At 53.8% G+C, this 14,191-nt stretch carries 8 protein-coding genes and 1 pseudogene; 3 read left to right on the plus strand and 6 right to left on the minus strand.

Going from position 1 to position 14,191, the window contains the following annotated elements; translation table 11 throughout:
- Positions 1-111 precede the first annotated feature (111 nt).
- Positions 112-666 (plus strand): annotated as a pseudogene (locus VPK24_RS05715) (M20/M25/M40 family metallo-hydrolase); the annotation flags it as partial.
- Positions 667-776: 110 nt separating this feature from the next.
- Here VPK24_RS05715 and VPK24_RS05720 read toward each other — a convergent pair.
- Positions 777-1,121, minus strand: coding sequence for a hypothetical protein (locus VPK24_RS05720; protein ID WP_099534925.1), 345 nt, complete (start codon positions 1,119-1,121; stop codon positions 777-779).
- A 386-nt stretch (positions 1,122-1,507) separates the two neighbouring features.
- Here VPK24_RS05720 and VPK24_RS05725 point away from each other — a divergent pair, with 386 nt between their 5' ends.
- Complete coding sequence (locus VPK24_RS05725; RefSeq protein WP_393011214.1) at positions 1,508-2,317, plus strand: hypothetical protein; 810 nt, start codon at positions 1,508-1,510, stop codon at positions 2,315-2,317.
- Positions 2,318-2,718: 401 nt separating this feature from the next.
- On the plus strand, positions 2,719-3,858 hold the full coding sequence (locus VPK24_RS05730) for a M23 family metallopeptidase (RefSeq protein ID WP_393011377.1): 1,140 nt from the start codon (positions 2,719-2,721) through the stop codon (positions 3,856-3,858).
- A gap of 29 nt (positions 3,859-3,887) precedes the next feature.
- On the opposite strand, the gene VPK24_RS05735 is transcribed toward VPK24_RS05730, so the two are convergent.
- The 5 genes from VPK24_RS05735 to VPK24_RS05755 all read right to left on the minus strand — a co-directional run bounded on the left by VPK24_RS05735 (position 3,888) and on the right by VPK24_RS05755 (position 14,061).
- The gene (locus VPK24_RS05735; RefSeq protein ID WP_393011216.1) at positions 3,888-10,046 is read right to left on the minus strand and encodes a PAS domain S-box protein; all 6,159 of its coding nucleotides are present in this window, start codon (positions 10,044-10,046) and stop codon (positions 3,888-3,890) included.
- Positions 10,047-10,832: 786 nt separating this feature from the next.
- A complete protein-coding gene (locus tag VPK24_RS05740; RefSeq protein ID WP_393011218.1) occupies positions 10,833-11,663 on the minus strand; it encodes a TdeIII family type II restriction endonuclease in 831 nt (276 codons plus the stop codon).
- A gap of 45 nt (positions 11,664-11,708) precedes the next feature.
- Complete coding sequence (locus VPK24_RS05745; RefSeq protein ID WP_393011220.1) at positions 11,709-13,070, minus strand: DNA cytosine methyltransferase; 1,362 nt, start codon at positions 13,068-13,070, stop codon at positions 11,709-11,711.
- A gap of 63 nt (positions 13,071-13,133) precedes the next feature.
- Complete coding sequence (gene pyrR, locus VPK24_RS05750) at positions 13,134-13,688, minus strand: bifunctional pyr operon transcriptional regulator/uracil phosphoribosyltransferase PyrR (RefSeq protein ID WP_393011222.1); 555 nt, start codon at positions 13,686-13,688, stop codon at positions 13,134-13,136.
- Between the two features lie 88 nt (positions 13,689-13,776).
- A complete protein-coding gene (locus tag VPK24_RS05755; protein ID WP_393011224.1) occupies positions 13,777-14,061 on the minus strand; it encodes a DUF427 domain-containing protein in 285 nt (94 codons plus the stop codon).
- Positions 14,062-14,191 lie beyond the last annotated feature (130 nt).

Consider the following 14,191-nt stretch of genomic DNA (forward strand, 5'->3'; position numbering starts at 1 on the left):
TCATCGATTTTGCAGAACAGAGCTTCTAGACTGAGCATGGCGGGGTTGGGCTGAGTGTTGTTTTGGTTAATGCCTCAGCTTAACCAGCCCCGTCTTTCCTTCGCTCCCCTTATCCCGAATTCACGTTTAGATAACAAAGCTTCCGTGGCAATTTTGCTGGATTTGGCAGAACGGCTATTGGCCCAGGAGGAGCCGCCGGCCATGGATCTATATCTGGTTGCTTCCGCCAAGGAAGAGGTGGGAGCCTTAGGGGCCATGTACTTTGCGCAACAACAGAAGCTGGCGGCCCTGATTGCGTTGGAAATTGCCCCGATCGCCCCGGAATACCCGATCGCCCCGGGGCCCGTGCCGGTGTTGCTGTCCCAGGATGCCTATGGGCTGTATGACGAAGACCTGAACCGGGCGCTACAGGCGGCGGCCGAGCGATTGCACTTACCCATTCAATACGCCGTGATCAGCGGATTTGGCAGCGATGGTTCGATCGCCATGAAATTTGGCCATGTGCCCCGGGCCGCCTGCTTGGGCTTCCCCACCCAAAACACCCACGGTTACGAGATTGCCCACCTCAAGGCGATCGCCCGCTGCACGGACATTCTGATGGAATTTGTGCAGCAACCTTTTCCACCGCCAGTCGAAAAGCCAGTCGAACAGGTGAACGCGCCCTAAGACCGATCACCAAATCGCCTGAAACCTTGATTCCACCGTTGCCAGATCGTTGTAACAAGGGGCTTAAGCCCCTTGTTACAACGATGAGGGTTAAGCAATGACAACCAACCTTAAACCTGCTCTAGGTAATCATTCAGGTCAGACATCAGGCGATCGAGCGCCGTTTCCAAACTGAGCCGAATGCGATCATCCCGCACGGTCAACAGCACCTTCGCCGCAAAGGGCGATGGCCAAATATTGGGGTTACAAAACACCTCTAAAAACACCTCTCCCGCATGTTGATAGTCCAAATTGGCTTGGGGCGTGGGGCGATCGCCGGGAGTCACCTGGGTGGCAGCCTTGATTCGATCGATCAACCCCTTCAATTCCGTTTGTAATTGCCGGGCCGCGGCGGGTGCATAACCAAAAGCAACGGAGCCAGTTTCTAAATTGAGGCGGCAGGTAGGCGTAGTCATCCACAAATTTCCTAAAAATAGCCACGTCGCTCCAAACGCAGAACAGCGGGGCCAAACCATGCCCAATGTCCAAAATTCATGGCAGCGAATGATTAAGCAAATGACTAAGCTACTCACTGCCCAATCTTGAACAAGGGGGTTAAACCTTTTGTTACCACGAATGTTCTAAGGTTTTTGTCAATTCTGGTGAACGAGAGTCAAGGTAAATTGCAACAAATCTAATCAAACTAACAAATCTATAGAATTCGCAAAATCCTCAGAAATTGGGGCGATCGGGCGATTGCTCTGCATTCAACGATTGATTCAATGCTTTGGCCCCCAGCCCTCAATCCAAAGAAGTCTGGTTAGGATGGCGATTGACCAAGGTTGAAGACCCCCTTACAGCCATGTTTTCGACTGTTTCAATCTCTCAAATTTCCCAACGCCTCCTTGGGGCAGCGCTGGGTTTGGTTTGCACGTTGTCGATCGGCCCCAATGCGGTGCAGGCGAACCCATCCCCCAAGGAGCGCTACAACGAGGCAATTCGGGATGCGGCGGTGGCAGAACCCGCCGAGCAGGTTTCGGAGCTGATTCCCCTCACGCCGGATAATCCGAATTTGGTTTGGCATCCCGATCGCCAGCGATTGTTGATGGTGACCTGGAAGAGTCAAAGCTCGTTCGATCGCTTCATCAAACCCGCCACCAACAGTTCTAGCAACGAAAACCAACTGATTTGGGTCACGGCGGCTCCCCAGGTGCAACAGCTTTGTCGGCAATATCGCCAACAGAATCCCAACGCTACCGAAGCGGATCTGAAACTGCGGCTCCAGCAATATTTGGGCTTGGATCCGGCCTGGAACTATGACGTGTTTGTGGAAATGTGGGTGGATGCGCGGGATTTGTTTCGCCCCTGTGCGGATCCGGAAGTGAGCGATCGCCAGTGCCAGGCGGATTTTCCCCAATCCCTGGCGGCGGACTTGCCGAAGGTGGCGGGCATCACCCCCCGATCGGGCATTGCCAACTATCAAACCTTCTTCAAGGGGCTGTATTACCGCAGCATTCGCACCAATCTGCAACCCTTCACCGGCTTGGGCTACACCTACGATTGGGGCAACCCCAACAGCGAAGTGGGAGCCAGCGAATTTATCCTTGTGCCCGGTGCGGCCTACACAATCGAGCGGGCCGTGCCCACGGGGGATTATTGCAAACCCGAATGACGCATTTCGGGACTTGCTAGAAGCTCACAAATCATGACTAATCCTGAATAGGATGGGATGATCACGGAACCGCCTGAGGTCTCAAACCCAAAAACGAACCGGTTTGGGATGGGGGTTAGGCGGTCACCTTGCGCGATCGCCCGTTTGGCACAAGGCTTAGGATTCACAACGCAGAAGCAGGACAAACTGAACAAGCAACCGGCCGAAAAGTTGCAACCAAAATGGGCCATGGGGGGTCTAAGCCTGGGGAATCGCCATCTCAGTCTTGGTCGGGTCTATTTTGTCGGGTCTGTCGGGTCTACGGAGCAGTCTCCTGATGACCACAGCATCCTCGGAAGGTTAGGGCAGGGCAGCTTTTTGGCGATCGACTCTGGTTTTTCTGAACAATAACGGTGAGTGACATGTTTCCATGGCCCCTAAGGATCGGCTCCTTGATCTTGATCGGCGCGGGGTTGACTTGGGTGGGTCTGAAGGGCCCGATCGGGCAATCGGCCCCTTCAGATTCCCCCGCTTTGGCCCAAGCGGCCGACTCGTCCACGCTCGCGCCGGCCGGCGGTGTCACCAGCATTCCGGCTCCGGAGCGCTCGATCGATGGTCACTTGGCCCAGAGAACGGCCACCGCCCTGTTGCGCCGCCCGATCGATTGCCAACTGGGCAAAGATTGCTTTGTGATGCTCTATCCCGACCACGACCCCAGCACGGGCGAGCGGGATTCCATGTGTCGGCACTTGACCTATGACGGTCACAACGGCACAGATTTTGCAATTCCCTTCTGGACTCCGCAAACGGCTGTGCCGGTGGTGGCCACGGCGGCGGGCACGGTGTCGGCCATGCGGGATGGTGTGCCCGATCGACGGCTCACTTCCCCGGAAGCGCGATCGACCGTGGCGGGCATTGAGTGCGGCAACGGCGTAATGCTAGACCATGGCAACGGCTGGCAAACCCAGTATTGCCACATGAAACAGGGCAGCGTGCGGGTCAAAATTGGCGATCGGGTGCAGGCTGGCAATCCCCTGGGTCTGGTGGGTCTATCGGGCATGACCACCTTTCCCCATGTGCATGTGACGGTGCGCAAGGATGGCAAGGAGGTGGATCCGCTGTTGGGGGGCGATCGGATTGCGGGCTGCGCGACGGGCAACAACACCAACACGGTTTGGAATGACGGGGCGCGCAACTATGTGGCCACGGGGCTAATTCGCAGCGGCTTTGCCCCCAAGCAACCGGTGGAGGATGAGCTGTGGCGCGGCGAGTTCCAAAGCAACCAAATTCCCGGCCAGGCGGAGGCGCTTACCTTTTGGGTTCATGCCTTTGGGGTGCAAAAGGGAGATGTGGAACATTTCAAGCTCTTGGCCCCCGATGGTTCGATCGTCACGGACTATCAACGGCCGATCGACCAAGATCACAAGCAGTGGATTACCTACGTGGGCAAAGGCACTCGGCGATCGCCCCTGATGCCAGGCACTTGGACCGCTTCCTATCGGTTGATGCGGGGTAACCAAACCTTGATTCAGCTCGATCGCCAGCAGGCGGTGGTGCGCTAGGCAGCCAGCCTTGGCCGGGACGAAGCCACCTAGCTCGGAAACTGGGGCAGCAGGTTTTGAATCGTGGTCACCAACTGACGCAGGCGCACCGGTTTCGTTAAATATTCATTGGCTCCGGCCGCCAAGCAGCGATCGCGATCGCCCTCCATGGCCAGCGCCGTGAGGGCCACGATCGGCAAGTTAGCGTATTGCGCATCTTGCCGCAGTAATTGCATCGCCTCCAGGCCGTCCATTCCCGGCATTTGCACATCCATCAACACCAAATCGGGTTGTGATTGTTGCACTTGGGCGATCGCCTCTGCACCATTTCTGGCCAGAATCATCCGATATCCTTTGGCCGTTAAATAACTCACGATCGTGTTGATGTTGGCCTCTTGGTCTTCCGCCAACAAAATGCAGGGCGATCGGCCCCCATCCGTTGATTCAATTACCAGCGATGAATCCAAATTGGCCGATGATTGATCATCGCCAGCCTCCGCGATCGTTCGACCAGGGTGATAGGGCAAATCGACCGTGAAGCAACTGCCACTTCCCACCTTGCTCGTGACCCCCACCCGACCACCGTGAAGTTCCACAATTCGCTTCACCAAAGCCAACCCCAGACCCGTTCCTTCGTATTGGCGATTAAGCGCACTATCAATTTGCACAAAGGGACGAAACAGCCGATCTAACTGATCCGCTGCAATCCCAATTCCCGTATCAATGACGGAAAACCGCAGCCAAGATTGAGACGACTGCGATTCTTGAACGGCGTAATTTTCCAGGGAAACCAACAGCGTCACATGCCCATTCTCCGGCGTGAACTTCACGGCATTATTCAGCAAATTAATCAGCACTTGCCGCATTCGCCGTTCATCTAACAATGCGTGGGGCAACTGACTGGGAATTTGAGTATCTACCTGAATATGTTTCTTCAGGGCCTGTTGCTTAATGAAGGTCAAACTGGACTGGCAAAGGGGCACAATCGCCGTGGGTGCTTGATCCAACTCCAATTGCCCCGATTCAATTTTGGCCACATCCAAAATGTCATTAATCAGGGAGAGCAAATGGGAGCCGGTACGTTCGATCGTCCCCAAGGCTTTGAGCTGACTATCATTAATGGGGCCAAAAACCTGCTCCTGTAGCCCTTCGGTCATGCCCAAAATGGCATTCAAGGGCGTGCGTAATTCATGGCTCATGTTGGCCAAAAATTCATCTTTCAGGCGAGTAGCCCGAATTAATTCATCATTGGTGCGCTGTAGTTGTTCTTCGGCTTGGCGGCGCTGGCGATCGACCCGATAGCCCTCAATCAGGGTGCTACAGGTGACCAAAAATGGCTCTAGATAACCCACCATGCTCGACTCATAACCGCCGGGTCGGTTGGCAATTCCAATCATCCCCACCAATTGATTACCTTGATAGAATGGAATGCCTAAAAATGCCTGCAAGGGGGGGTGGCCGGGTGGTGTGCCGCCACTGCGGGGGTCGGTGCTGGGACTGTTGGCAATCACGGGTTTACCGGTCATGATCACAGCGCCAAAGAGCGTGTTCATGTTGGTAAATTGCATTCCCGTTTCATAGTTATCTTCATAGAACTTTTGCGTATTTGCATCCCAAGCAATGTTGGTGACGCTGTGGGATTGCAGGAAGGGAACGCCTTTAATTTTGAGAAAGCCTTCTTCGATCACGGCACTGCCATCGCCTCGAAATAGCGCTTCTCCAATGAAGCCATATTCACTTTCGGTCAGTTCTAATAAGCCATTCAGAAGGCCTTCAAAGATTGTTAGTCGATTGGCAGCCGTAATAAATTCCGTTTGGGCTTGGCTGATGGTGGAAAGCAGGAAGTTGCTATTTTTGAGGTCAATTTCTGCTCGTTTGCGCGGGGTGATGTCAAAACGAACGGCTAAAAACCGAATCGGTTTCCCTGCGCGATCGAGAAACGGCACGATCGTGCTGTCCACCCAATAGAGCCGACCATCTTTCGTGCGGTTGCAAATTTCCCCGCGCCAAATTTGCCCCGCCAAAATGGTGTCCCACAAGTCCTTAAAGAAGGAGGCGGGATGGTGGCCAGACTTCACCAGTCGATGGGTTTTCCCAATCAATTCCTCGCGACTGTAGCCGGAAACCGCGATAAATCGATCGTTGACATAGGTCATGACCCCTTGGGCATCGGTAATCACCACAATCGCGGAGGCATCGAGTGCCAACTTAAAGGCGGTCAATTCCTGAAGCAGCCGTTCTCGCTCCAGTTCTGCTTGCTTGAGGGGGGTAATGTCTTCGGCAATGCCGGCAAGGCGATACACCTCTCCTTGGGTGTTGCAAATGGGAAACGCCCGATCGCGAATCCAACGCTGTTCCCCATCGGGCCGCAGGATCCGATATTCTTCGTCAAATTCGCCCGCTAACTGTTTGGGAAGGGCGGTTAAGACCCGATCGTGATCCAGGGGGTGAATGCTGGTGGCCCAACTGTCGGGGGTGATGTAGAGTTCTTCGCTGGGTTTGCCCCAAATCCGCTCGTAGGCGGGGCTGACATAGATTCGATTGGTGCGATTGAGATCCAAAATCCAAAATACCGAATCAACGGCTTCGGCCAATTGGCGGAATTTTTCTTCGCTCTCGCGCAGAGCTTCTTCGGAGCGTTTGCGATCGCTGATGTCCACCACCACGCAAACGCAGCTACCGGTTTCGGGCGCAATCATAGCCACGCCAATCAGCACCCACACCCAATGGCCATTCCGATGCACGTAGGCCTTTTCCCAAGGGGCGATCGCCTCGTGTTGCCGCAGGTGTTCAATGGCCGCGATGTCTTGCGCTCGATATTCGGACGGTGTGAGTTCGGCCCAGTTTAAGCGCCCGGCTTGCAGGTCCAGGCGATCGTAGCCCAGCATTTCCAAGAAGCAATCGTTGGCATCAACAATCAGCCCCTCAAAGTTGGTGAAGATGGTTCCCACCACGTTGGAGTCAAATACACGGCGGAATTTCTCTTCGCTTTGCCGCAGGGCCGCTTCGGCCTGTTTGCGATCGCTGATGTCATAGTTCACGCCGATCATGCTTTGGGGCTGGCCTTGGGCATCACAAAGCAGCTCGCCATAGGCCTTGATGTGGCGGACTGTGCCATCGGCAAGCATGACCCGAAACTCGGTGTCGTAACGGGCTTCACCGCGTGTGGCGGCATGGAGTAACTGTTCGGTGGCCGGTCGATCGTCCGGATGGACGGAACTGGCCCAAATGTCGTAGGGCAAGCGCTGATTTTGGCCAGGTTCCACGGGCGCAACCCCATACAGGCTGTACATCCGCTCATCCCAAACCAGGGTGTTGGCTCGAATATTCCATTGCCAACAGCCGATCGCGCCGGATTCCAGGGCAAGGGTGAGCCGTTGGGACAGGCCGGCCAATTGGCGTTCGGCATTTTTGCGATCGCGAATATCCCGAAAGATGCCTTGCACCAGTTGAGTTTGGCCCACTTGCACGATCGAGCCGGTAATTTCCACCGGAATCGCTTGTCCATCGGCCCGCTGAATTTGGCCATTGGTGAGCTGACAGGAACCATCCGTAATCACCGTTTGGAAGGCTTGCACCATCTCCTCCTGGCAATCGATCGGGTGCAACTGGGATTGGTGCATCTGGATCAGTTGGGCGCGGTCATAGCCAAACAGTTCCTCCGCCTTGCGATTCACTTCCAGGATTTTCCCTTGGAGGTTGGCCACCACGATCGCATCACTTGCCCCCGCCATCAGGCCACGATAGCGAGCTTCCCGTTCCTGAAGTTGGGCTTCGGCGGCCTTGCGCTCCGTCACATCCCGCACCATCACCAGGGCCGCATCCGCATCACTGCCCACAATCCGCAATTCCTCATCCAGAACCCGATCGCCCAGGATCCGCCGCTGTTCAATGACTTGCAGTTGGCCGGTTTCGATCGCCCGGTTCACCGCCTCTAAGACCGCCTCCAACTGATCAGCCGCCACCCAATCGGCCAACTGGGAGAGGGTTGGGGTTTCCGCTGCCTCCAACGGACTGCCAGTCGTCTCGGCGCGGGAACGGCCCCAGGGGTGTTGCGCCTGGGTGAGGGTGCTGTAGTCCAAACATTGGCCCCGAGGGGTCACCCGCAGCAGGCGATCGGGAATGGCCGCCACCATCGCCCGAATCTGGGCTTCGCGAATTTGCAGCGTGGTGGTTCGCTTGGCCACCTTTCGTTCCAAAGACTGATTCAAATCCCGCAGTTGCCATTCCACCTGTTTGCGATCGCTGATGTTGCGCACCAAAACCAACACCTCGTCATCGCGGTAGGGAACCACCCGCACTTCCTCAATCCGCAACACCTCATGGGTGGACAGATTTTGCTCATAAAACTGCACGGTTTTGGTGGCCAGGGCCCGCTGAATGGCTTTCATCCGCTTCTGGGCGGCCACCGGCGGCAGCAATTCCGACACATGCTTGCCGACCCAACTACTTAAATCGCCAACCCGATCGAACTCAGGGTTGGCGACAAATTCCAGAAAAATCCCTTCAGCATTCAGCCGCACTAACAAATCCGGCAGCGCACTGACTAGGGCCCGTTGGTGTGCTTCCGCTTCCCGCAAAGCGGCCTCGGCCCGGCGACGCTCTTCCAACTCCGAGGCCAAGGCAGCATGGGATGTGGCCTGCTTGAGGGCAATGCCCACCTGCACCCCCAGGGCTTGCAGCAAGTCAATTTCCACCGCCTGCCAAAGTCGCGGGCGATCGTGCTCACTGGCCACCATCAACCCCCACAGGCGATCGCCCACCAGCAAGGGCAAAATCAATTGGGCCCGCATCTGGAGACTGAGCAGCAAATCTCGATGGCAGTCCGATAACGGCGCAGTGGTGACATCCTCCAGCACCCGCACTTGGCCCCGCCGAAAGGGATCCAAAAAAGCCGACCCCAAACAGGCATCTTGAACCCGTCGCCCTAACAGAGATTGATCGCGATCGCTCGGATCCGCCAGAGCCTCCGCGATCGTTGCGCCGCTGCAATCGTCCTCAAATTGATAAACAACCACCCGCGCACAGTTCAGCAACCGTTGCACTTGCTGCACCGTCGTTTCCAAAATGGTGTGCAAATCCAGGGCATTGTGAATTTGCGTGGCCACCTCCCGCAACAGCGCTTCCCGTTCCGCCTGTTGCCGCAGTTGGGCGGTGCGCTCGGCCACCTCTCGCTCCAGTTCCTGCGCTCGGCTTTCCAGCAGCGCCAATCGTTCTTGCTCCAACTGCGACACCTGGGTTTCCAGCACCGTCGCCAAGTTGTAGATTTCCAGCGGATTCAAGGCCTGTAGCAGGCGCGTTTGGCTGAGGATGCCCAGCAATTGCCCCTGGTCATTGGTGATCACCAATCGCCGAATCCAGCGATCGGCCATCAACTGTTGCGCCTCCCACAGACTGGTGTGGGGACTGACACTAAACACCGGGCTGCTCATCACCAAATGGGCACTGGTTTGCTCCAAAGGCAACCCCAGGGCCTGAAATTGCACCATGTCTCGCTCCGTCACCAGGCCCACGGGCGGCCCACCCATCGGCTGTAGAGATGGCGCAGCGGCAAGATCGCCCTCAAGATCACCCTTAAGATCGTTCTCAAGATCGCTCTCTGATTTCGCCGCTGAATCATCGATCGCCCCGATCGCTGCTTGGGCCGGATCCACCAACACCACGCAACTCACCTGGTTCTCACTCATTAATTGCGCCAATTCCAACAGAGAGGCGTGAGAGCTGGCCACCACGACCGATCGGCTCATCACTTCCTGGACTTGGCGCAACCGCAACAGGTCGATCGGGCGGGCCAACTGGCGCAAACTTTCCTGGGTAATTAGCCCCAACAGGCGATCAGCCTCATCCACCACCGGCAAGTGCCGAATTCGATGTTTCGTCAACAGATGAATGGTGGAAAACAAATCCGTAAACTCACTCTCCCGCAGCGTCACCAGTTCCCGCGTCATCACGGCGGTCACCGGGCGATCGAGCGGGCACTGCTGCGCACTCAAGCGCACCAAATCTCGCTCCGTCAAAATGCCCACCACCCGATCGTCCACCCTCACCAGCACGCAACTGGGGCGAGACCCGATCGCCGCCTTCTGTGAATCCGCCTGGGCCGCCGGCAGCCCACTCATCAGGGAAACCACATCCCAGACCGTTGCTGCCGCATCAACCACCAATGGTTGGCGGATAATAGCCGCCCTCAGTTCAGAAACCGTCAGCATAGGAAACGGAATGGACATGACAGAACTTGCTTTTGAGCGAGAAAAACCAAGCAAATCAGACTAACGTAGGCCAAAGCAGCTAAACCTGTCCTCAATTAGCCTTGAAACTCCCCCAAAACACAGCAAAAGCCCATTATTCAGCGCAAGTATTGGCTCGGGCCTGGCCAAGCCTGCGCCAGACCATCTCCCCACTGGTTCTATCGATTTGTTCTCAGCCTAAGGGAGCGATCGGGATCACAGTCGCAAACAGCATCTCCTAACAGCTAAAGTACCCCGACCAAAAACCCAGGCGATCCCAGACCACCACGATAGGCTGTCGATCAATTGACCTCACCGGAAAGTTGTGCAAGATCAACACAAGCCGCCACAGTTTACTGTCTTAACCAAGCTAGAAATGCTTTTAGATACTCTGACAGCGATTTGTGACTAAGCCATGATAGCTATTGCTTTTCCTCTAAATTTGACGTAAAACGAGCATAGCACGTGATTCTCTTAACCAAGGGTCACATCTTTATTTTATTTTTAATTCTCTCAAAAAGTCAAAAATGATACCTTGCATTGTCAAGCAGTTCCTAGAATCCATCCCAGTTAAAAACCAACCCTAAAAAGCAAAATGGTGAAATTCGATCAACAAAATTCAACAAAATCGACTCACGCGCAAATCTATAGAGTAAGCATTAATCAGCGTCCTATAGCCTAAGTAGCAGCCATTCTCAAAACCACGATTATCCTTTTCCAAAGAGCAATTCAATTCATCAATATTTATCAATTGATGAATTTTGAAATTTATAGTTGAAAATTTGTTAGAGACTCAGAAGCATCAATATCTAAAAATTCTCGATAGATTTTAGCTTTATATTCACTGCCCACCTCGTTAACTGCTTCAATTAGTGCTTGGTAAGTTCCTGCACCACCTAATAAATTCCAAAATTCATCACCAATTAAAACAATGGGATCATTTTGCATGTCAAACCACCGTTGTGGAAATGACCAGGCATAATTTTGTTTTTGACCATAGGGATTATAGGGCAGTGCGAAATAGGCACGAGTGACTGGGCAGGGTTCCATCGCATAGAGCTTAAATAGCTTTTCTTTACTAACTTTAGTTTGATCACTATTGGGCAAGGGAGCTTTCAGCTCGGCAGCCATAATTTCACTACCATCCTTGGATCTAGCCCAGAAATCACAGGTCACTGAAACTGGAATTAATTCCCCTTTTCCTTTCAGAATATAGTTAAGCTCTTGCTGCCAATTTGGCTTTTGGCGCACTTTAGCAGGATGCTTATGATCTAAAGCATTCAAGGTTTCAGAAATCCTAGCTAATCGCCCTTTGGGAATGAGACCTTGAATAGATTGCTGTAAACTGACGTTCCCAAAAGCCTGCTGTGCAACAATTAGAGCCAGTCGTTCCCAAACCTTGCCAAATGGTGTAACAAATCGTCGCTCAAAGTGTGATCCTTTAAAGATTTCATCTGGCACAAGAGCAGCGTAGAGTGGTTTTGCGGATCGATGTTCTTCAACAATGAATGGGTTTTTGACGATCGCATTATCCAAAACACGATCCATCATTTGTTGGATTTCCTGTTGAATCGCAGCTTTGAGTAGCGAATTTTCCATAATCATTCCAGTGTTGCTAGTTTTCGGTCAGCGCAAAAAGCAAGATCAGAGACATTGCAAGATGGATTGCGCGATCGCAGCGATTACCGGCACAGAAACCGCATTGCCAAATTGTTTCTTGGCGATGCTGCTATTGGGATGCAGAATAAAGTTTTCTGGGAATCCCTGTAGCTTCGCGTAGTCCTGAGCCGTGAGCGATCGAAACTGGCCGGGGTAATAAATCTCTTCCAAAAATTGTTGCTTATAGGTATTCGGTTCACAGCCGCTGAGGGCCGCTGTTGCCACAAAGTCACGGGTTCCGCTGGCTGTTAGCGTCCCGATCGCTTCAGCGGTAGGCAAGAAAATTCGTGATACCCCCTGAATGCCAGTTGAGATTTTGGAGTTTTCAAAGTCAAAGCGATCGGCTGTGACTTCTCGCAGAATTTCTTTCTGTACCAATACCGTAATTTCAGTCTGATCTAAATCTGGAATCAAACCCTGAAAATCTTCTAAGGAAAGGGGATTACCATCCTTGGGGCCATATTTCTTTTTACGACGATTTCTCAGCAGGGTCATGCAGATGAATTTTTCCCGATCGCTCGTTGGAATCAAATCCCAAGAGTGAATGGTGCTGTGGCCATCGCGCACATCACTGAACAGGAAAAAATCATTGAGTTCGTCAATTTTCTGGAATCGCCCACGGGATGCGGGAATCTTATCGCCAAAGAGCGATCGCGGTGAAAACTTTAATTTGGGTTCCGAACAAGCGGGCAAATCATCTAAAACTTCATAGAGTTTGCGGGGGCGATCGCTGGCGGCAGGAAACTGAAATTGCCCCGCACGTTCCAGATCATTACGTAGACCGACTAAAAAGAGGCGATCGCGATCTTGCGGCAATCCAAAATCATAGCTACTTAAAACAGTCCAGTAGACGTAATAGCCGCTGTCGTGGAGCTGGTGAACAATAAAATCTAGGCTATTTCGATGGCGAGGTTCCGTTAGTCCTTTGACGTTTTCAAATAAAAATGCTTTGGGTTGCGCCTGACGCACTAGCCGACAAACATCAAACCACAGGCGACCGCGCGGATCATCAAATCCCAAGGTTTTGCCTGCGATCGACCAGGCCTGACAGGGAACACCACCCACCACCAGATCGAGATCGTTGGGTAGCTGACCAACCGCAGAAACATCACCCAAATTGGGTTCGTGATCAGAAGCATTACTCAAAAAATTTTGTTCATAGGTGGCGATCGCATCGCGATCAATTTCCGCATAGGCTACACAGCAACCACCTAATTGTTCTAACGGAATCCGAAACCCACCAATCCCTGCAAACAGATCAACAAATTTGAAGGTTGTTGTGATGGCTTGCTGGTGATTGACCACTAACAAATCAAATAGATTGGTTTGGACTCCTGTAGCAACCATATCTGATAATCTCTAGCAAGCATTCAGCTTGGAATAATCGCGAATTGGGGCATAAGCAGCCTTTTAACTAACAGGGGCGCGGCTGAGTTCGACCGCATCGCGGCCGTCGAATTCTTGGAGATAGACCTTCACCTTTTCGTCCTTGGCGGTGGGCAACACTTTGCCGGTGTAGTCCGGGTGAATGGGCAGTTGGCGATGACCCCGATCGACCAAGGACAGCAACCGAATCGACTCGGGCCGGCCGTAATCCAAGGTGGCGTTTAAGGCTCCGCGAATGGTGCGGCCAGTGAAGATTACGTCATCCACCAAAACGGTGATTTTGCCCGTGAGATCGACGGGAATATCGCTGCGTTCGGGGGTGCGGGGGCCGATTTTGTCGAGGTCGTCGCGATAGAAGGTGATGTCAAGCGCGCCGACGGGAACGGTTACGCCTTCGAGCATTTCAATTTGGCGGGCCAGCAGTTTGGCCAGGGGTACGCCCCGGGTGTAGATGCCCACGAGGACGACTTTGGAGAGGTCGCCCGATCGCTCAACCACTTCGGACGCAAGCCGGTTGACGGTGCGGCGCAACTCGTCGGCGGACAAAATTTCGATCGTGGCGGCAATTTCGGGGGACATATCCGGCGCGGGCGTTGATTTATTTGTGGATTATGCACGCGATCGACCGTTTCGCGGTGGGGGCGATCGCGCGATCGCCCCCAGATCATTACGCTTCCACCTTCACGCCGCGCCAGAAGGCCACATAACCGGCGATTTTCTTGGCAGCATCCTTGGGTTCGGGATAGTACCAGGCGGCATCGGGGTTGGTTTGGCCATCCACGGCGATTGTGTAGTAGCTGGCCACACCTTTCCAGCCACAGGTGGTGTGGGTGTTGCTGGGTTGGAAATAGTCCGCCTTAATCGTGTCGGGCGGGAAATAGTGGTTTCCTTCCACGACTTCGGTGCGATCGCTCTCAGCAATCACGGTTCCGTTCCAAATTGCTTTGGCCATGAGCTTCTTGACTTGTCCTTGCGGGGTAGTTGTGTGGTCTGTTTTTAAAGATAGCGGCCCAGACGAGCACCGACCCCTAAGCGATCGATCGTAGGGGCGTACCGCCGTACGCCCGACCCCAACGGTAGAC

Source organism: Limnothrix redekei LRLZ20PSL1, from assembly GCF_043235035.1.
GTDB lineage: Bacteria > Cyanobacteriota > Cyanobacteriia > CACIAM-69d > CACIAM-69d > CACIAM-69d.